We start from the raw sequence: 17,887 nt of genomic DNA, 5'->3' as shown, positions 1-17,887 counted from the left end.
CCTCTTTCGGGGAGAAGGTGATGTTGTCGAACGTTGATCCGGAGGGACACCCGGCCGAAACGTCCGACAGGCCGCACCGTACGGTTGAACGTCGGCCGAAAACCGTATGACAACATGATGGAGATCGTCCGGATGCCGTACAGCGCCAGCGCGGAGACCAGGCCGCACCCCCGGCCTCGGCTCCGGCTCCGGCCGCGCTGGTGGGCCGAGCTGGTGCTGATCGTCGCCGTCTACGCCGCGTACTCGGCGGGCCGGCTGATGGCGCGCGGTGACGTGTCCACGGCGGTCGGCCACGGACTGGCGATCCTGCGGATAGAGAAGGCGTTGCGCATCAACGCCGAACACCCGCTGAACCGGCTCTTCACCAGCACTCCCGCGCTGGGCATACCCGCCGACTTCGCCTATGCCTCGCTGCACTACCTGGTCACGCCGGTGGTGCTGATCTGGATCTTCCGCAGCCGCCCCGCCCGCTACCGGGCCGCCCGTACGTGGCTGATGCTCTCCACCCTCCTGGGACTCATCGGCTTCACCCTGCTGCCGACCTGCCCGCCCCGGCTCCTGGAGGCCGGGCACGGCTTCGTGGACACGATGGCGCAGTACAGCTCGTACGGCTGGTGGGGCGCGCAGGCGAGCGCGCCGCGCGGGCTCGGCGGGATGACCAACCAGTACGCGGCGATGCCGAGTCTGCACGTCGGGTGGGCCGTGTGGTGCGGGGTGCTGTTGTGGCGGCACGCGCGTACGCCGTTCATGCGGTGGGTCGGGGTCGCCTATCCCGTGGTCATCACGATCGTCGTGATGGGCACGGCGAACCACTACTTCCTGGACGCGGTGGCGGGTGTCGTGGTGATGGCGGCGGGGGCGCTGCTGACCCGGCCCGCCCTGCGCCTGGCGGACCGCCTGTGGGCCGCGCTGCCGTTCGCGCCCGCCGGAGCCCGCGCCGGAGCCCCCGCCGGGCCGCCCGCCCCGTCCCGCCGGTCCCTCCCGTCCGCCGAACCCCCGATTGTCAGCGGCGGATGCGACACTTCCGCGGGTGACCGATTCTCTGGGCACCGGACCCGCACCAGCGCTCCCTCCAGCCCCTCAGTCCCCGCCGCCTCCTCCGCGGACGACGCTGCGGCAACGGCTCGCTGAGCTGCGCGGCCCGGCTGTCGCGCCGCATCCCCTGGACGCCCGCGCGCTGGCCGCCCTCGCGGCCAACCCGGGCTGCCGCCGCCGCGCGCTCCTGGACGGCGCCGGGGTCGACAAGGCGGCGCTCGCGACGGCGCTGGGCTCCCCCGCCCCGTTCGGCCAGTCCCAGTTCGCGTTCATGCGGGGGAACGCGTTCGAGGCCAAGGTCAAGGCCGACGGCGGTACGGAACTGATGCGCCTGGTCGCCGAGCGGCTGGGCGCCACCCCGCCCGCGCCCGGTGAGGTCCTCGTACCGGATCTGTCGGCGGCCGGCCCGGAGGGGCGCACGGCCAGGACGGCCCTCGCGCTGCGGGAGGCGACGGAGGCGGGCGCCTGGGCGCTGCTGGACCATCCGCTGCTGGCCCTGGAGGTGGCGGGCTCACCGGCGTATCTGGAACCGGACGCGGTGGTGGTACGGCCCGACGGGCGGTGGACGGTCGTCGAGATCAAGTCGTTCCCGATGATCGACGGCTCGGCGGACGCGGCGAAGGTGGGCGCGGCGGCGCGCCAGGCGGCGGTGTACGTACTGGCGCTGGAACGGGTCGCCGTCCGTACGGAAGGCGCGGAGGTCGACCACCGGGTGCTGCTGGTCTGCCCGAAGGACTTCTCGAACCTGCCGACGGCCTCGGTGGTCGACGTACGGAAACAGCTGTCGGTGACCCGGCGGCAGCTGACCCGGCTGACACGGATCGAGGACATCGCGGACGCGCTCCCGGAGGGCACGACGTTCGACGTGGAGCAGTGCTCGGGCGCGGAGCTGACGGCGGCCGTGGAGTCGGTCGCGGCGGCGTACGCGCCCGAGTGCCTGGCCGCCTGCGAGCTGGCGTTCCACTGCCGGGGCAGGGCGCGCACGGACGGCGCGGTGGAGGCGCTGGGGCGGAGCGTACGGGGGGAGCTGGGCGGCCTGACCACGATCGGCGCGGTCCTGGCGGCGGCCCGTGGCGAGTCGGGCGACCCGGACGATCCGACGGTCGTGGCACTGCGCAGGGCGGCACGTCTGCGGGCGGAGGCGCTGGCGGAGGCGGCGGCCCGCGCGGTCGCGCGGGAGCGGGCGGCCGGCGAACTGGCCGCGGCTGTGTCCTGCGGGCCGGCGGCTTCCGGCGGGGCCCGCCCGCGAGGGGAGGGCTGATGTCGCTGATCGGTACGCTCGCCCGGCTGGAGGCCATGGAGAGCGGGCGCGCGCGGCCCCTGGCCACCGTGCGCCACCGGCGGATCTCCGGCCGCCCGCTCGTGCTGGTGCCGCTGACCACGTCCGGCGAGGCCGGCGCCCCGCTCGGCGCGCTCGTCGGGACCGACCGGGACGCCCCCCGGCTGCTGACCGTCGCGCAGCCGCGCGACCGTGACCTGCGGTTCGCCTTCCTCGCCGAGCTGGCCGAATCCGTCCTGCCGTACGTGGACGCGTACGCGGACGACGTGGAGGCCGCCGAGCGCAACGAGACCGACCCGGAGAGCGGGAAGCGCGTCAAGGTCGAGGTCGAGCTGTGCGCGGACGCGCCGCAGTTGATCGTGCCGAGCCGGCCGGGGATCGATTTCGTACGGCTGCTGGGGCGCTCGATGCGGTTCCGGCGTACGGCGGAGGACGACCCGGAGACGCCGTACCCCGCGCCCCCGCGTGTGCCGCTGCTCGGCCGCTGGCTGACGCACTACGGCGAGCGCGCGCGGGTCCCGGGGTCCTCGCTGCTGCTCGCGACGACCGACCTGCTCAACCGGCACTGGGCGACCGGGCAGTCCAACCTGGAGGACCAGCATCTGGGCGCGCTGCTCGCGTGGATCGACCCGCCGGACGGTTCCTCCGGCGAGGAGGCCGCGCTCCGCGCCGAGCTGGAGCGCGACCGGGACGGCCAGCTGGTGTGCCCGCCGGCCGGGCCCGCCACGGACCCGGCGTTCGACAACCGGCTGCTCGCCCCGGCGATCGAGCGCTACGACAGCGCGCGGCAGGCGCTGGCCGCCGCCGAGGACGGTCCTGGCGCGGACGAACAGCTCGCCCGGCTCACCACGGCCGAGCGGGAGATCCGCCGGCTGCTCGCCGGGGTCATGCGCCCCACCTGGGACGCGGTGTGGCACGGTCTCGACCTGCTGGCGGAGCTGCCCGAGGGGGCCAGGGTCACGGACCGCTGGACGCGCGACCGCTGGTCGTTCACCGGCCACCGCGACCGGGTGCGGGCCGGCGAGCCGCCGCAGCCGCGCCGCGACGACGCGGTGACGGCCGCCCAGAAGCTCGCCTCGCGGGAGACCGCGCAGGGGCAGTTGGAGGCGCAGGAGGCGCTGGACGACCCGCTGGTGCTCGCGGGGCGGCGGCTCGCCGGGGAGGCGTTCCTGGGCGAGGTGACGGAGGTGGAGATGGCGTACAGCGACAGCAAACGGCCCTCGCCGCGCCCGCTGGTCACGGTCCTGACCGACGACCTGCCGCATCTGGGCCACCGCACGAAGGTCTTCCGCTCGCTGGACGGCAAACCCCAGTCGGCGGAGTTCGTACGGGCCGACCCCACCGCATCGGACGACGGCCCCGGGGCGCTCGTGCTGCGGCTGCTGGACCGGATGGGGCGGAGCAAGGACCCCGCGCCCGGCTCCGTACCGGGCAAGGGCGACCTGGTCGTCTGGACCCTCTTCGAGCACGACCAGCGCGGCGGCCCCAAACTGCCGGACCCGGAGGAGACGCCGTGGACCCACGGCGGCCCGCCGGGCGGCGAGGCCACCCTCGACGCGCCCGCGCCTGCCCCCGATCCGGTCACGGAGGACGACTTCCTATGAGCAGCAGCGGTACGGACGAGGCCGCACACCCCCGTACGACAGGCGTCTTCGACCCCGGCGCCGCCGCCGGCCGGGCCACCGACGCGATCCTGCGCGACACCCTGCACGGCGCCCACCGCGGCGTGGTCGTGGACTCCCCGCCGGGCGCCGGGAAGTCCACGCTGGTCGTGCGCGCCGCCCTCGAACTGGCCGCCGCCGGACGGCCGCTGATGGTGGTCGCCCAGACCAACGCCCAGGTGGACGACCTGGTCACCCGGCTCGCCGAGAAGGCACCCGGCCTGCCGGTCGGGCGGCTGCACAGCAACGACCCCGATCCGTACGACAAGGTCCTCGACGAGCTGCCCAGCGTGCGCAAGTCCGCGAAGGCCGCCGATCTCGCGGGGCTCGACATCGTCATCTCGACGGCCGCGAAGTGGGCCCATGTGCAGGGCGTCGAGCCCTGGCGGCACGCCATCGTGGACGAGGCGTACCAGATGCGGTCCGACGCGCTGCTCGCCGTCGCCGGGCTCTTCGAGCGGGCGCTGTTCGTCGGCGACCCGGGCCAGCTGGACCCGTTCAGCGTGGTGGGCGCGGACCAGTGGGCGGGGCTGTCGTACGACCCGTCCGCCAGTGCCGTGTCCACGCTCCTCGCACACAATCCGGAGCTGCCCCAGCACCGGCTGCCCGTCTCGTGGCGGCTGCCCGCGTCGGCGGCGCCGCTGGTGTCGGACGCGTTCTACCCGTACACACCCTTCCGCAGCGGTACGGGCCCCGGTGACCGGACCCTGGCCTTCGGCGTCCCGTCGGACGGCTCGGGGCCCGACCGGGTGCTGGACGAGGCGGCCGGGGCGGGCTGGGGGCTGCTGGAGCTGCCCGCGCGGCGCACGCCCCGTACGGACCCGGAGGCGGTGCGCGCCGTAGCCTTGGTGGTACGGCGGCTGCTGGACCGGGGCGGCGTGGCGACCAGCGAGCGCTCCCCCGACCCGGTGCCCGTCACGGCCGACCGGATCGCGGTCGGTACGGCCCACCGCGACCAGGCGGCGGCGGTCCGCACGGCCCTGGCCGAGCTGGGGGTGTCGGGCGTCGCGGTCGACACGGCGAACCGCCTCCAGGGGCGGGAGTTCGACGTCACGGTGGTGCTCCACCCGCTCTCGGGGCGGCCGGACGCGACGGCGTTCCACCTGGAGACCGGCAGGCTGTGCGTCCTGGCGTCCCGCCACCGGCACGCGTGTGTGGTGGTCTGCCGGGCCGGGGTGGCGGAGCTGCTGGACGAGCATCCGTCCACGGAACCGGTGCAGCTGGGGGTCACGGTCAAATTCCCGGACGGCTGGGAGGCGAACCACGCGGTCCTGGCACGGCTGTCGGAGCACCGGGTGAGCTGGCGGCCGTGACGGCCGCGCGGGGGCCTTTCACCGCTGTACGGACAGTGGCTCCCGGGCACCGGACGGCGGAGGTCCTTTCGCGGGAAGTCAGAGACTGTTTCCCGGCGCGTCGGAGGCCCTCTTGCGGGGGGTTGGACAATGGACGGTGGCCCAGAGGCCGGCACAGGCACGAGCAGGAGGAATCACATGGCGGATCCCGAGCGGAGCGAGCGGCGGCTGCGGCCGGCACCGCTGCTCTTCGAGCCCTCGGAGGCGGTCGCCGACCCCGAGCACTTCTTCGACCTCGAATCCATGGACGACCCGGCGGACCTGCTGAGCCGCGCTACCGAGCTGAGTCTGGCCTTCCGTGCGGCGGCCGACCGGGCCGTCGAGTTCCAGGCGGTCGCGGCGGCGCAGCTCGCCGACCCGCGCCGGTTCGACCGGCTGACGGCCGCGGACATCGCGCTGCGGGCGCAGTGGACCGAGGACTACGCGAAGAAGATGGTCGAGTTCGGCCGGGATCTGCTGCGCGGTGAAGGCCTGGCGGAGAAATAGCGCCGGACGGGCGGGCGCGGCCTTCCTGGGCGGGCGCGGCCCTTCCGGGCGGGCGCGGCCTTCCGGGGCGGCGCCCGGGCGGGGAGGCGGCCGTCTCGCGCAGCGCCTCGTCGGTGAGCCCGGCGTCGAGCCGTCGCACCGCGTGCAGGACGGACGGGGGCCGGGGCGACAACCGGGCGCCGAGGGGGCCGACGGGGGCGCGCGCGGCGGCCGGGGCGGGTCCGGAGCGGTTGCGGCCGGGAGGCGGCGCTTGCGACCCCGCTGTCGACCGCCCGATCCGGCCAGGCTCCTGGCATATGCCGGGGCGAAGGTTACGCCCTGCCGCCCCGCCCTGTCCCGGTTTCCACGAACTCTCAGGAATGGGACCGTCACTCCCGGTAGATCTGGTGGCATGAGCGGATGGCTGCGAGACGAATCACCCCTGAGTCCGGGCGCGAGCGACGACGAGCGCCGCACCGACATCTTCGGTCTCCTCGGTGAGGAGGGCGGGCACCACACGGCCCGCGTCACGCCGGCCGGGGCGGACTGGCTCGCCTCGGCGGGGCCGTACCCCCGCTCGACGCTCTCGCTGTGGGCCGCCCGCCCGAGCGCCCCGGGCGTCCTTCCGTGCGGCGGGGCGTTCGACGTGGTCAGCGCCCCGGCGATCTTCGGCCGCCGCATGCTGAACCGGCTCTGGTCCGACGGCCCGGGTTCGGGTCCGGTCGCCGCGTACCGGGGCCGGACCCTGCTCTTCGCCGCGCCGGGGACCGCCCAGCGGCTGCCCTCCTTACTGGCGTGGGAGGAGTGGGGCGGTGCGCCGCAGGACGGGTCTCCGCCCGGGGGAAGCGCCGGCGACGGCGACCGGGCCGACGACGCCCTCTCCGTACCGCCCCTGCTGTGCCACGGGGCCGGGGACGCCGTGACCGTACCGCCGCTGGCGCCCGGGAACACGTCGGGTCCGCGCTGGGTGGTGGCCCCCGACACCCGCCATCCGTGGCTGCCGGGGCCGGACGTCCTGCTGTGGGCCTGCGTGCGGGCGGCCCGTACGGCGAGCCGTGCCGCGCGCACCCGGTCCCGCGTCCCCGCCCACTCCTCTGACCAGGCGATACGGCCCCGTTCCCGGTCCCCGTATATCGATTTTTCCTCACGCCGATCCGGGTGCTAAGGTCTACGACGTCACCAGGCGCCGTTAGCTCAGTTGGTTAGAGCAGCTGACTCTTAATCAGCGGGTCCGGGGTTCGAGTCCCTGACGGCGCACCGACAAGATTGAGGCCTCCCGCGGAAGCGGGGGGCCTCACTCCTTTGGCGGGGGGCCTCATTCCTTTCCCGTGGTGATCTTGACCGTCCAGGCGCCCGTCGCCGTCCGGTCCGCGACCTCCACCCTGATCCGCTCGTCCGGGACCGTGAACGTCTCCCCCACCCCCAGCGGCGCGTCCGCCAGTGGCGGGTACACCGAGGTGTCCCAGCAGGCGTCGCTGCGCGGGTGGGTGTCCACCACCTCCACCGGGCCGCCGCCGGACTCCGCCCCGCTCCGTACGCGGTAGATCAGCACGCCCTCCGTGCAGGTGCCCGCGTCGTTGCCGGTCGCGCCGCGCGCCTCGATGGCGACCACGGAGTCCCTCCCGGTCCTGACGACCGCGAGCCGCGTCCCCGCGTCCCCGCCGAGCTGGGGCGCCTCGGCGATCGGCTCCAGGGTGAGCAGTTCCGTACCGGGCAGGACGCAGCGCACCTGGCGCCGGTCCAGCCAGCCCAGCTTCCACTTGTGCCAGCCGAAGAGGTCGGGCGAGAGGCCGAACTGGCTGCCCATCACGTCCCAGTCCCCGACGTAGGTGTCCCAGTCGCCCTTGCCGTCCGAGGGCCGGTGGTAGAGATCCGGCAGGTCGAAGACGTGCCCGGTCTCGTGGGCCAGCACGTTGCGGTCCGGCGGGTGCTTCTCGAAGACGGTGACGATCCGCCGGATGTCCTTGCCGTCCGCCTCCATCGGCCGGTCGAAGTTGACGACCTTCGTGGCGTCGGAGTCGACACCGGGCGCGGTCGGATCGGCGACCAGGTACACGATGTCGTACCGCGAGAAGTCCACGACCGGATCGGCGACGCGCAGCGCGTCCCGCAGGTAGGCGGTGCGGCGCGACGGGTCCCAGTCGCGCTTTATCCCGTACGAGGTGGAGGCGTGCGGCATCCGGATCCACCGGGCCTCGGGGTGGGCGCGCAGGGCGAACTTCCCGTACGACGCCCGCGCGTAGAAGCGGCTGGTGGCCGGGAAGTGGTCGGCCACCAGCTCCTCGGGACGGGTCATCGGTTCGGCGTCCGGGAAGGACAGGAAGACCATCACGGCGTCGAGGGTGCGGTCGGGGCGGGTGTAGGAGCCGTTCCAGGTGTCCAGGCCGAGGGAGTGGTGGGCGCCGGTACGGGGCAGGGCGCAGGGCCCGGCGGCCGGCGCGGCCACGGCGGGACCCGCGACCAGGGACGTGGCGGCGAGCGCCATGAGGGAGGTGAAAGCAGCCGCGGTACTGCGCAGGCGCGGCCGTTCCACTCCCCCGGGTGGCTCCAGACGCTCCACGTCGACCTCCGGCTGGGGGATGAGGGGACCTCACCACCCACCTTGTGCCGGTTCCTCACCATTCGCCCTGTTCCGCTGCCCCACTCGGGTGAGGGACGGCGCGCGGAGCGCGACACCCCGGCCTCTCACGGAAAGTCACAACCGCTCACGACGGGATCGTGCGAGGCCACGGGCGTGCAGAAACGATCGTCCAACGACAACCCGCCGACCGTCGAAGCTCCGGATCCTTGCCACAGAGCTGGAACGGCCACCCGGACAGCCTCTATGATCGGCACACTTTCCCAGGCCGACCGTCCCGACCGACCCTGTACGACACCACTGCACCGCGGGAGCCAGCCGTGAGCGGAACCTCCGAAGGGCCGCACTCCGCGGCAGTCGTGGCGTCCGGCACCGTACGGCCGCCGGTCACGGAGCGTCATGCGGACCGGACAGATTCGGCGGACCGGGCGGATCCGGTGAACCAGGCACACGCGTCGGACCGTGCCGATCCCGGCCATCATCGTGCCGCCTTCCGGGCCGCCCCCCTCGCCATGGCCGTCGTGGACCACGAGGGCACGATCGTCAGCGCCAACGACGCGCTCGCCGCGCTGCTCGGCGTGCCGGCCGCCGCGCTCCTCGAACGGTCCGCCGCCGACCTCGTCGACCTCTCCTCCGACACCCGCACCTGGCACGCCTACCGCGAGGTGCTGCGCGGCCTGCGCGCCCGGTTCCGCTGCACCCGCCGCCTCAAGCACTCCGACGGGCGCACCCTGTGGGCCGAGATCACGGTCGCGCCCGTGCCGGACAGCCGCGGTGTCCTGCTGTCGGTCTCCGACATCACCGACCGGCGTGAACTCCAGGCGCGGCTGCGCCATCTCCAGATGCACGACCCGGTGACCCGGCTGCCCAACCGCACCCTGTTCTTCGAGCGGCTGGCCTCGGCCCTGGAGACCCCGCCGCCGCACTCCGCGTACGCGGCCGACGATCTCGGTCGCGACAGTGACGGCAGAGGGGCAGATCATGGCAGAACAGGGCGGATCGGCCTCTGTTACCTCGATCTCGACGGCTTCAAGGCGGTCAACGACACCCTCGGCCACCGGGTCGGCGACCGGCTGCTCGCCGCCGTCGCGAGCCGGCTGACCGAATGCGCCGACCACGACGGCTACACCCGCAGCGGCAGCCATCTGGTCGCCCGGCTCGGCGGTGACGAGTTCGCGATCCTGGTCGAGGACTCCACCGGTACGGAACAACTCGCCGATCTCGCCCGGTCGGTGCTCTCCGCGCTCCAGCGCCCGTTCGACCTGGCCGGCCAGCGGCTCGCCGTCTCGGCCTCGATCGGGGTGGTGGAACGTACGGCCGAAGGCACCACCCCCACCGGTCTGATGCAGGCCGCCGACACCACGCTCTACTGGGCGAAGGCCGACGGCAAGGCCCGCTGGACCCTCTTCGACCCGGAGCGCAACGCCCACCGGATGACCCGTCAGGCGCTGTCCTCGACCCTGCGGCCGGCGGTCGAGCGGGGTGAATTCCTGCTGGAGTACCAGCCGTTGGTGGGGATGGCCGACGGGACGGTACGGGGGGTGGAGGCGCTGGTGCGCTGGGAGCACCCGCAGTTCGGCACCCTCGCGCCCAACCGCTTCATCGGGATCGCCGAGGAGGACGGCTCGATCGTGCAGCTGGGCCGCTGGGTGCTGCGTACGGCCTGCCGCCAGGCCCGGCAGTGGCAGAAGGACCACCCGGGCGCCCGCCCGCTGTTCGTCAGCGTCAACGTCGCCGTACGGCAGGTGTGGGACTCCGACCTGGTGGCGGACGTGGCCGGGATCCTCGCCGAGACCGGACTGGCCCCGTACCTCCTCCAGTTGGAGCTGACCGAGTCCGCGGTGATGGGCTCGGCGGGCCGGCCGCTCCAGGCGCTCCAGGCGCTGAGCGACATGGGGGTACGGATCGCCATCGACGACTTCGGCACGGGGTACTCGAACCTCGCGTATCTCAGCCGACTGCCCGTCTCCGTACTGAAGTTGGACGGTTCGTTCGTCCGGGGCTTCCGTTACGACGAAGGAGTCCACCCGAGTCCGGCGGACGAGGTGATCGTGGAGACGCTGGTGCACCTCGCGCACCGGCTGGGGCTGACGGTCACGGCGGAGTGCGTGGAGACGGAGGGGCAGGCGGAGCGGCTGGGCCGTATCGGCTGCGACACGGGGCAGGGCTGGCTGTACTCGCGCGCGGTCACCCCGGAACGGATCGCCGAGATGATCGCCCCCGGCCTGACCCGCGGCGCGAACCGCCAACAGGCGTGAGGACCACGAGTCGCCGACAGGCCCGAGAACACAGAGAAATGCCCCCGGCCGTGTAGGCACACGGCCGGGGGCATTTCCCGCGTCACATCACCTTCCCGAGGTCTGCCAGATGGTCAGCGCCAGCGCGGCGCACGACGTGACCGCCGCGAGCGACGACAGGGGCCAGCGCGAACGCTCCAGTGCCTCGATACGGTCCTCGTGGTCACCGATGGCCTTGTCGGTCTGGTCGACGCGCTGGAGCAGCAGCGCCAAGTCGCCCCGGGTGGTGGCGAATCCGACGTCCACGGAACGGTGCAGGCGCTCCAGTTCGACCGCGATGTTCTCGGCTTCCGACTGGGTCACGCGGGCCCTCCCTCCTTGGAGACGGCTCCCCCGGCACGGGGGACGCGCAGCCGGTCCCAACTGGTCCGTCCCGGGATGCCGTCGGCATCGGGGCCGGTGTAGCCGAGCTCGCGCTGCCACGCGGCGTACGAACGGGTGTCGGCCGCGCCCCACACGGGCCCCGGGCCGATCTCGTACCGTCCGCAGCCCTCGGCGACCAGCCGTCGGCCGACAGCCGTGATCAGCGGGCTGTTCCTGCCGGGCACGAAGAAGGCGGCGCCGGGGAACGTCTCGTACCCGGGTTTCTGCGGGGTGCCGGGACCGGTGGGAGGGGCCGGAGGGGCCGGCTCCGAGCCCAGGCGGGCGGTGACCCGGTCCCGCATCGCGGGCATCGCGAACGAGGGATCGATCTTCCGTCGCGTCCACTCCTTGTGCGCGATCACACTCCGCGCCGACCAGCCGTGCGCCCGGCACAGCGCCGCCGACAGCCGCTCGGCGGCGTCGAGTTGGACGGCGGGATAGGGGTCGCGGCCGTTGCCGAGGTTCTCGATCTCGAAGCCGTAGAACCGGGCGTTGCCGTCCACGGCGTCCGGTCCCCGGGCGGGCAGGGGCCTTTCGGCGCGTACGGCTTCGAGGACGGCGGCCGAACCGTTGCCGGCGTGGTTCGTCCGCCCGTAGCCGACGAGATGGACCGTGCCGTCCTTGGTGAGCAGGCCGATGCAGAGGGGGCCCGGCAGGTCAGGAGTGCCGCCGCGGCAGAGCGCGAGGCTGTCGACGCCCGCGGTGTGGTGCAGCATCACGCCGTGGACGGGGCCCCAGGGGCCCTTGTGGTTGCGGTTGTGGGTCTTCCAGTCGCCGTGCTCGGCGACGCGGACGCCCTCGCCGCGCAGGGCGCGGACGAGGGCGTCGGCGGACAGCGGTGCGGCCATGGGCCGGCTCCTCACGTCGTGGGCGTCGTCGTGAACGGATGCCGCCGAGGGCGTCACATCAGCGGCGTCACGGTCACGAATCGGTTGGTGAAGGTGGAGGTGTTGGACGCGGCCGACTTGTAGGCGGCGGTCGCGGTGCAGACGGCTCCGGACGTGAGCCCGTTGACCTGGAACTGCGTGGAGGCGGAGCACTGGTTCGTACCGGTGACGATCGCCGCGCGCGCGTCGGCGGCCGCCAGCGTGACGGTCGTACCGGTGCGGATGTTCGCCGACATGAAGGACGCGGCGGCGGCGCTGCTGCTGATGCGCGCGCCCACCGAGACCAGGACCGAGCCGGAGAGCGGCACGGTGAACGTGACCGCCGTCGGGTCGCCGGTGGAGCCGGTGAGTGTCTCGGTGTACGTGGTGACCGCCGCGAGGGTGCCGGCCGTCGTGTTGGCCTTGTGCACGGCGCCCGGGACGACGGGCTGCCACTGGGTGCCGGAGTAGAGGAAGAAACGGCCGGGGGTGGTGAGCCAGACGAGCATGCCGGCGACCGGCGCGGTGACCCTGGCGTCCCGGGTGGCGGCGTCGGCGAAGCGCAGGACGGTACGGCCGTCGATGGCCTCGGCGAGCGACTGGATGTGGAGAGGGACGTTGGCGGCGTCGGTGGGCTGCGGGTAGGGCAGATTGCCGAGGGGGGTGAGCACGGCCATGGCAGGACCTCCTGGGTGTACGGAAGGGGCGGCGGGGCGGCGGGGCGGGGGCGGCAGGGGGCGGCGCCTGGTCAGCCCTCGCGCGACGGGGGCAGGACGTCGGGGCTCGTACCCCGGTCGCCCGCGCCCGCGCCGGGGCTGTCGATCGGTACCGGTGGCTGCGGAGGTTCCGGGGGCAGCGGATCGTCGGCCGGCTGTTCGGCGTCGGGCGCGGCCTCGGGATCGGGCGCGGCCTCGGAATCCGGTACGGCCACGGGATCAGGCACGGCCTCGGGATCGGGCGCGGCCTCGGAATCCGGTACGGCCACGGGATCAGGCACGGCCTCGGAATCCGGTACGGCCCCGGACACGGCGGCCGGCGCGAGCGCCGGCACCCCCCGCGCCCCGGCCGCCGGGCCGTTCCGCTTCTTCTGCGCGCTCACCGGCTCTCTCCTCCCGCCACCGCGACGGCGGTTGTGGTGGTCGTACCGGTCCTGGCCGCCGCCCCGAGGGTCACCGGTACCGCCACCAGCAGCGCGCGGTAGTCCGGCTCCCCGGCCCTCAGGTCGGCGAGCGTCGCGTACTGGGCGGTGACCTGGGCGTACGTACGCCGCGTGCCGTACGACGGGTCGACCGGTCCGTCCGGGGTCAGCCCCGCGTCCCGCGGCACGCCGTTGTACGACGTCCCCCGCAGCGTGAGTGTCTGCTGCGGCGCGGCGCCCGCGGTGTAGGTCGTACGCGTCCCGACCACCCAGGCGAGCGTGTCGAGTTGGGCCCCCGCCGTGTCGACCACCCGTACGGCGTCACCGAGTTGGATCCGCGGATCGTGGAGCACCTCGACCTCCCCCAGCACCGGTACCGGATAGCGGCCGGCGTTGAGCATGGTCTGTGCGAGGCCGCTGGCCGAACTCCCGTTCTGCACCCACTCGGAGGCGGGGGCCGCGTACTGCTGGCGGCCGTAGTACTGCTGGCTCTCCGGGCTCCACCAGGCCGCCTGGCGCAGCTGGGGATCGCCGGTCGCCTTCTGGGGGACGATCCTGGCCGAGGGCTTGCCGTCCTTGGTGACGGTCCACAGCGGTACGGTCCCGGTGTTGGTGAAGCGGGCGATGTACGTGGGGCCCTCGCGGCGGCAGCTGACGGAGACCACGCCCTTGACCGCCGTACCACCGGTCGCGGCGGTACCGAAGCGCACCCGGTGGCCGTCGTTCACCACCGAGTCGTCGGTGACGACCAGCGGTCCGATGTCGAACTCGTCCTCGGCGACCGCGTAGGAGATCTCCACCGACGTACCGGGATCGATCCGCCGGACCGCCGTGTCGTCCACGACGTCACCGTTGACGCGGGCGACGCCGGACCAGTCCTGGTAGGGCTGCTCGCAGTGGTTGCGGCAGGCGTCGATCTCCTCGCTGACGGTGAGGGCGGCGATGTCCCTGCGGGTGGTCACGGTGAGGTCGGGCTCGGCCGGTACCCTGCCGAAGCGGGACGGGCCCTTCCAGTGGAAGACGCCCTGTTCGTCGAACTCCGCGGTGGACATGCTCGCGCGGGCGATCTCGGTGATCACGTCCCACTGCGAGCCCGTCACCCTGGGCATGGCGTAGATCGGCAGCGCCTCGTCGTCCAGCACCGCGCCCTTGGTCCACTTCCCCTTCTGCTCCCACTCGTCGCGGGGGTAGGACGGGACGTCGGGCCAGATCCGGTCGGTCAGCTGGAGGCACTCCACCGCCATGTCGGTGGTGAGGTCGACGTGGTGGACCTCGGCGCGCGGCTGGCTCATCACCGTCTGGGTGAAGGTTCCTGTGCCACCGACGTGGTACGAGCCGTCAGGACCGGTCAGCCGGGGTGCGACGGTCGGCAGCACACTGGTCCCCGACGACCGGGTGTCGAAGAGGAATCCGATGTGCCAGTTGCCCTTGAGGGCGGCCAGCGCGCCGAACGTCCAGACGAAACCGCCCACCGGGGTGCCCTGGGTCCCGGAGTACATGGCGAGGGTGCCCGCCGCGATGTCGATGCTCCCCGTCAGGTGGCCGTAGGCGCCACCGCTCCGGTCGAGCACGACACTGAGTTCGAGCTTGTTCCCCCTGCTCTTCGCCGTGTTGACCCAGCATTCGAGCAGGAAGACCTTGCCGGGCACGACAAACCGCGAGCGCGGCATCCAGGAAGCCGTGAGTCCGGCCGCCTTCGGCATCAGGGCCATCTCGAAGGGGGCGCCTTCGCGGATCCAGTCGTACTGGCTGTTCGCGGGAACCGACTCGGGCTGGCCGTAGGTCGCGTTGACGCCGCCGTGCAGGGAGGCGTAGAGCGCGGTGAAGGCGTTGGTGTCGTCGGCGTCGGCCTGCGGCGCGCGGGGCGGCGGGCAGGTGTGGATGCCGCCCTGCCGCAGCAGTTCGTCCACGCACCAGGGGGCGGACGCGATCCGCAGGCCGGTCCAGACGCCGTGGTAGGGGCGGGGCAGCGAGGCGGGGCCCCGCAGCCGCTCGGCGCCGTCGAGGGCCTGGACGGTGACGGTGTCGCTGCCGGAGGCGGCCGTACGGGAGCGGATGGTGCCCCGGAAGGCCGGCAGCGTACGGCCGTTGACGCCTGTCTCGTGGACGACGGACTGGCCCGGGCGCACGGCGTCGCCGGTGGCGCGGTCCGCCCAGGCGGAGTACAGGCGCGGAGCGGGCTCGGCGACCGGGCCCCTCCCTTCGGTGTCCTGGTCCTCGACCCGGCCGCTCAGCTGCGCCTCGAACTGCGCCGAGGCGCTGCCGCTGAACGCCCGCATGGCTTCGGGGAGATCGGTGTTGTAGGCCCGCTCGACCTTCCAGGACTGGATCTGCTCGCCGAGTTCCTCGCCGCCGAGGCGGGTGGAGTGGACGGGGGTACGCTCCGGCGCGGCGAGGGCCGCGTCGAACCGCTCCTCAGAGGGCTGCACCTGCCACCTCCACCAGATCGATGCTGACACCGCGGTACGGGAGACGGGTCGCGGGTGTCTCGGTGCAGCCGGTGACGGCCATGGCCGGGCAGCCGTCGCCGAGCGACAGGGCGACGGGCTCCTCGCCGATGGTCAGGCTCGCGCCGGCGAGACCCGTCATCCCGGTCGCGCCGGGGGCGCCGACGGGGGTGACGAAGGCGGCGTTCGCGGGCGCCGTGCCGGTGACCAGCGGGCCGGCGGCGGACGTGGTGGACAGGTAGGCGCCGTCCACGTCCTTCCAGTCCAGCTGGGCGGTGGCCAGGGCGGGATTCCAGTCGGGCGGCAGCAGCCAGGAGGTCCGCATGCCCGGCATCACGGGCCAGCCGGTCCAGGTCCCGTGCCGCCAGCCGATCTTGGTGGCCGGGTCGTCGCAGCTGCCGAGGACGACGTCGTCGACGGCCGGACTGATGGTGATCGCTCCCTGCACGGTGAACCAGTGGTCGTGACCGGCGGGGTGCAGCGTCTGTCCCGCGGCCTGGTAGGGGTCGAGCAGATTGCCGGCCGCGGGATCGAGTACGGCGACGGACCGGCCGGCGTACACATTGCGTCCGAGCATGCCGGGGCCGTTGACGCGCCGGGCGAGCCGGATGAGGTGGTCGGCGTCGGCGGGCTCCAGCCAGTCCCAGGCGAACTTGAGCCGGCGGGCGGTACGGGCGGGCGAGACCGTGGTGATCTGCCCCTCCAGCGACTTGAACTCGCTGACGTTGAGCTCGGCGCTGCGGTCCCAGCTCTTGGCGGCCTGTGTGATCTCCCGCAGGAGTCCCGGCTTTCCGATCCACAGATTCCTTGCCATGTCCTGTCTCACCTCCTGGCGAGCTTGCGCTGTCCGACGAGGACGGCGCGAGCGATGGTCTGCGAGTCGACCTCGATGTGTACGGGGCGTTCGGCGAGGCGCTCGACGGCCTGGGCGAGCCGGTTCATCCCGGCGGCGCCGCCGGGGTGCTGGCCGAACATGCGCTCCAGCCGGGAGAGCGGGATGACGGCCTCGGCCTCGCCGCCCTCCCCGATGAGCGCGAGCCGGCCGCCGGTCCTGGCCTCGACGATGCCGCCCTGCGCGAGCTGGGGCACCGGGATGCGGGGCAGGTTGAACGCGAAGCCCTTGCCGCCGATGACGGGCACCCAGTCGGGAACGCTGAACTTGACCTGGTTGAGGCCGCCGATCAGGGAGTTGAGCCCCCTGACGAGCATGCGGGTGGGCAGCAGGAACGCGTTGACGACGCCCTTGAAGAGCGGACCGAGGAACCGCGCGGCGGCGGAGGACGCGGACCGCATGGCGTTCCAGGCCGCGGTCATGCCCCGCTTGGCGACGGCCATGACCTTGTCCATGCTGACGAACCGCGCGATGAGGGGCGCGAGCAGCGTCATGATGAGCCCGAACGGGCTGGCGGCCATGGCGAGGTTGAGCCCCTTCTGCGCGAGCGACGCGCCCTTGAGCCCCTTCCCGAGCCCGTCCATGGACTTCCCGCCCTTGTCGGCGTTCTTCCCGGCCTTCCCGACGGACTTCTCCACCCCGTCGGCCTGCCGCTTGACGTCCTGAAGCGCGTTCTTGGCCTTGTCGGCGGAACTCTTGAGCCGATCGAGCGAGGTCTTGAACTTGTCGGTGGCCCCCTTGGACTTGGTCAGAGAGCTGTCAGCGGTACGCAGGCCGGTGCTGAGCTTCCCGATCGAAGCGTCCGCCTGCCCCGCCGTCGTTTTGATCTTCAGCACAGAATTGGATGCGGATCCGGTCGCGGTCTGCATCCGCCCCAGCTGTGAAGCCGTCTGCGCGACAGCGGCGCGCATGCGGCTGAGCTGGGCAGCCGCAGTGCTGATGGACTGGTTGAGGCCCATGTCTACCTCCCTGCCTAGATGGGTCAGAAACGACTGTTCAGCCGCGCTATCTCGTCGTGCAGCCGACGCACTTCGAAGATGGCCCGGTCCGCACGCAGTTGGGCGGTGGCGACCTGACTGTTCTGGCGGGTACTGGTTGCGCCCACAGCGGACTTGTCAGCCTTTCGGCGCAACTTTTGATTGAGATCCCGAGTCAGATCGGTGATGCGCTCATGGGCGAGATTCGTGATATTCCTGTCACTTTGCCCCTTTCTCTTGACCTTGATGATGCGGCGAAGGAGCCCCTTCGGATCGAGCTCGGCCCGTTCGAGCGCCTTGTCCTTCAGGTGCTGGCGCAGGTCGAACTCAAAGTTCGCGAGCTTCACCCCACTGGTGACCAGGCTGGCCTCGCCGGACACACCGGTCAGAGCACCGACCGCAGCTACACCGTCCGCCTTGGCCCAACCCCTTTCCGCCTTTACCTCGAATCGCTGGAACTCTTCCTCCAGCTCTGCCACTCTGTGCTGGAGCGGCTTCTCATCCGCGTTGCTCATCGATTCCTCACAGGTGATTCAG

General features: G+C 72.8%; 15 protein-coding genes, 1 tRNA gene and 1 pseudogene. 8 read left to right on the top strand and 9 right to left on the bottom strand.

The features are described from left to right. Positions 1 to 132 precede the first annotated feature (132 nt). The 7 genes and pseudogenes from OG349_RS23710 (at position 133) to OG349_RS23680 (ending at position 7,049) form a co-directional block, all read left to right on the top strand. On the top strand, positions 133 to 1,131 hold the full coding sequence (locus OG349_RS23710; protein WP_327238692.1) for a phosphatase PAP2 family protein: 999 nt from the start codon (positions 133 to 135) through the stop codon (positions 1,129 to 1,131). Beyond that, the gene (locus OG349_RS23705) at positions 1,031 to 2,296 is read left to right on the top strand and encodes a hypothetical protein (RefSeq protein WP_327236513.1); all 1,266 of its coding nucleotides are present in this window, start codon (positions 1,031 to 1,033) and stop codon (positions 2,294 to 2,296) included. Before OG349_RS23710 ends, OG349_RS23705 begins: the two co-directional genes overlap by 101 nt. Beyond that, the gene (locus OG349_RS23700) at positions 2,296 to 3,918 is read left to right on the top strand and encodes a hypothetical protein (protein WP_327236512.1); all 1,623 of its coding nucleotides are present in this window, start codon (positions 2,296 to 2,298) and stop codon (positions 3,916 to 3,918) included. The genes OG349_RS23705 and OG349_RS23700 overlap by 1 nt, the downstream gene beginning before the upstream one ends. Further along, positions 3,915 to 5,288 (top strand): AAA family ATPase, encoded by a 1,374-nt coding sequence (locus OG349_RS23695; protein ID WP_327236511.1) that lies wholly within the window; start codon positions 3,915 to 3,917, stop codon positions 5,286 to 5,288. Before OG349_RS23700 ends, OG349_RS23695 begins: the two co-directional genes overlap by 4 nt. 177 nt (positions 5,289 to 5,465) lie before the next feature. Beyond that, positions 5,466 to 5,813, top strand: a complete 348-nt coding sequence (locus OG349_RS23690; RefSeq protein WP_167032813.1) for a hypothetical protein — start codon at positions 5,466 to 5,468, stop codon at positions 5,811 to 5,813. A gap of 391 nt (positions 5,814 to 6,204) precedes the next feature. Then, positions 6,205 to 6,985, top strand: a pseudogene (locus OG349_RS23685) (hypothetical protein). Further along, a tRNA-Lys gene (locus OG349_RS23680) sits at positions 6,976 to 7,049 on the top strand. The pseudogene OG349_RS23685 and the gene OG349_RS23680 overlap by 10 nt, the downstream one beginning before the upstream one ends. Positions 7,050 to 7,107: 58 nt before the next feature. Here OG349_RS23680 and OG349_RS23675 read toward each other — a convergent pair. Beyond that, positions 7,108 to 8,352, bottom strand: coding sequence for a M6 family metalloprotease domain-containing protein (locus OG349_RS23675; RefSeq protein ID WP_327236510.1), 1,245 nt, complete (start codon positions 8,350 to 8,352; stop codon positions 7,108 to 7,110). 338 nt (positions 8,353 to 8,690) lie between these two features. Here OG349_RS23675 and OG349_RS23670 point away from each other — a divergent pair, with 338 nt between their 5' ends. Then, the gene (locus tag OG349_RS23670; RefSeq protein WP_327236509.1) at positions 8,691 to 10,628 is read left to right on the top strand and encodes a putative bifunctional diguanylate cyclase/phosphodiesterase; all 1,938 of its coding nucleotides are present in this window, start codon (positions 8,691 to 8,693) and stop codon (positions 10,626 to 10,628) included. 87 nt (positions 10,629 to 10,715) lie between these two features. On the opposite strand, the gene OG349_RS23665 is transcribed toward OG349_RS23670, so the two are convergent. From OG349_RS23665 to OG349_RS23630, 8 genes are all read right to left on the bottom strand, one after another. After that, complete coding sequence (locus OG349_RS23665; protein ID WP_327236508.1) at positions 10,716 to 10,970, bottom strand: hypothetical protein; 255 nt, start codon at positions 10,968 to 10,970, stop codon at positions 10,716 to 10,718. Next, a complete protein-coding gene (locus OG349_RS23660; RefSeq protein ID WP_327236507.1) occupies positions 10,967 to 11,878 on the bottom strand; it encodes a peptidoglycan-binding protein in 912 nt (303 codons plus the stop codon). Before OG349_RS23660 ends, OG349_RS23665 begins: the two co-directional genes overlap by 4 nt. 53 nt (positions 11,879 to 11,931) lie before the next feature. Further along, positions 11,932 to 12,573 (bottom strand): hypothetical protein, encoded by a 642-nt coding sequence (locus OG349_RS23655; protein ID WP_327236506.1) that lies wholly within the window; start codon positions 12,571 to 12,573, stop codon positions 11,932 to 11,934. A 71-nt stretch (positions 12,574 to 12,644) separates the two neighbouring features. Continuing rightward, entirely contained in the window at positions 12,645 to 12,995 is a 351-nt protein-coding gene (locus tag OG349_RS23650) for a hypothetical protein (protein ID WP_327236505.1), read from the bottom strand. Beyond that, on the bottom strand, positions 12,992 to 15,463 hold the full coding sequence (locus tag OG349_RS23645) for a hypothetical protein (RefSeq protein WP_327236504.1): 2,472 nt from the start codon (positions 15,461 to 15,463) through the stop codon (positions 12,992 to 12,994). The genes OG349_RS23650 and OG349_RS23645 overlap by 4 nt, the downstream gene beginning before the upstream one ends. After that, positions 15,450 to 16,295, bottom strand: coding sequence for a hypothetical protein (locus tag OG349_RS23640; protein ID WP_327236503.1), 846 nt, complete (start codon positions 16,293 to 16,295; stop codon positions 15,450 to 15,452). The genes OG349_RS23645 and OG349_RS23640 overlap by 14 nt, the downstream gene beginning before the upstream one ends. A gap of 8 nt (positions 16,296 to 16,303) precedes the next feature. Further along, positions 16,304 to 17,332: a hypothetical protein gene (locus OG349_RS23635; protein WP_327236502.1), complete on the bottom strand. Its 1,029-nt coding sequence runs from the start codon at positions 17,330 to 17,332 to the stop codon at positions 16,304 to 16,306. Between the two features lie 23 nt (positions 17,333 to 17,355). Beyond that, positions 17,356 to 17,865: a hypothetical protein gene (locus OG349_RS23630; protein WP_327236501.1), complete on the bottom strand. Its 510-nt coding sequence runs from the start codon at positions 17,863 to 17,865 to the stop codon at positions 17,356 to 17,358. Positions 17,866 to 17,887: the final 22 nt, after the last annotated feature.

This window comes from Streptomyces sp. NBC_01317, from assembly GCF_035961655.1.
Lineage (GTDB): Bacteria > Actinomycetota > Actinomycetes > Streptomycetales > Streptomycetaceae > Streptomyces.
Note: the sequence above shows the minus strand (reverse complement) of the source record. Positions and strands in the feature narration are given on the sequence as shown.

Coding starts and splice junctions, on each gene's coding strand:
- OG349_RS23710 (WP_327238692.1), top strand. CDS start 133: ATGCCGTACAGCGCCAGCGCGGAGACCAGGCCGCACCCCCGGCCTCGG.
- OG349_RS23655 (WP_327236506.1), bottom strand. CDS start 12,573: ATGGCCGTGCTCACCCCCCTCGGCAATCTGCCCTACCCGCAGCCCACC.
- OG349_RS23700 (WP_327236512.1), top strand. CDS start 2,296: ATGTCGCTGATCGGTACGCTCGCCCGGCTGGAGGCCATGGAGAGCGGG.
- OG349_RS23635 (WP_327236502.1), bottom strand. CDS start 17,332: ATGGGCCTCAACCAGTCCATCAGCACTGCGGCTGCCCAGCTCAGCCGC.
- OG349_RS23695 (WP_327236511.1), top strand. CDS start 3,915: ATGAGCAGCAGCGGTACGGACGAGGCCGCACACCCCCGTACGACAGGC.
- OG349_RS23690 (WP_167032813.1), top strand. CDS start 5,466: ATGGCGGATCCCGAGCGGAGCGAGCGGCGGCTGCGGCCGGCACCGCTG.
- OG349_RS23640 (WP_327236503.1), bottom strand. CDS start 16,295: ATGGCAAGGAATCTGTGGATCGGAAAGCCGGGACTCCTGCGGGAGATC.
- OG349_RS23660 (WP_327236507.1), bottom strand. CDS start 11,878: ATGGCCGCACCGCTGTCCGCCGACGCCCTCGTCCGCGCCCTGCGCGGC.
- OG349_RS23630 (WP_327236501.1), bottom strand. CDS start 17,865: ATGAGCAACGCGGATGAGAAGCCGCTCCAGCACAGAGTGGCAGAGCTG.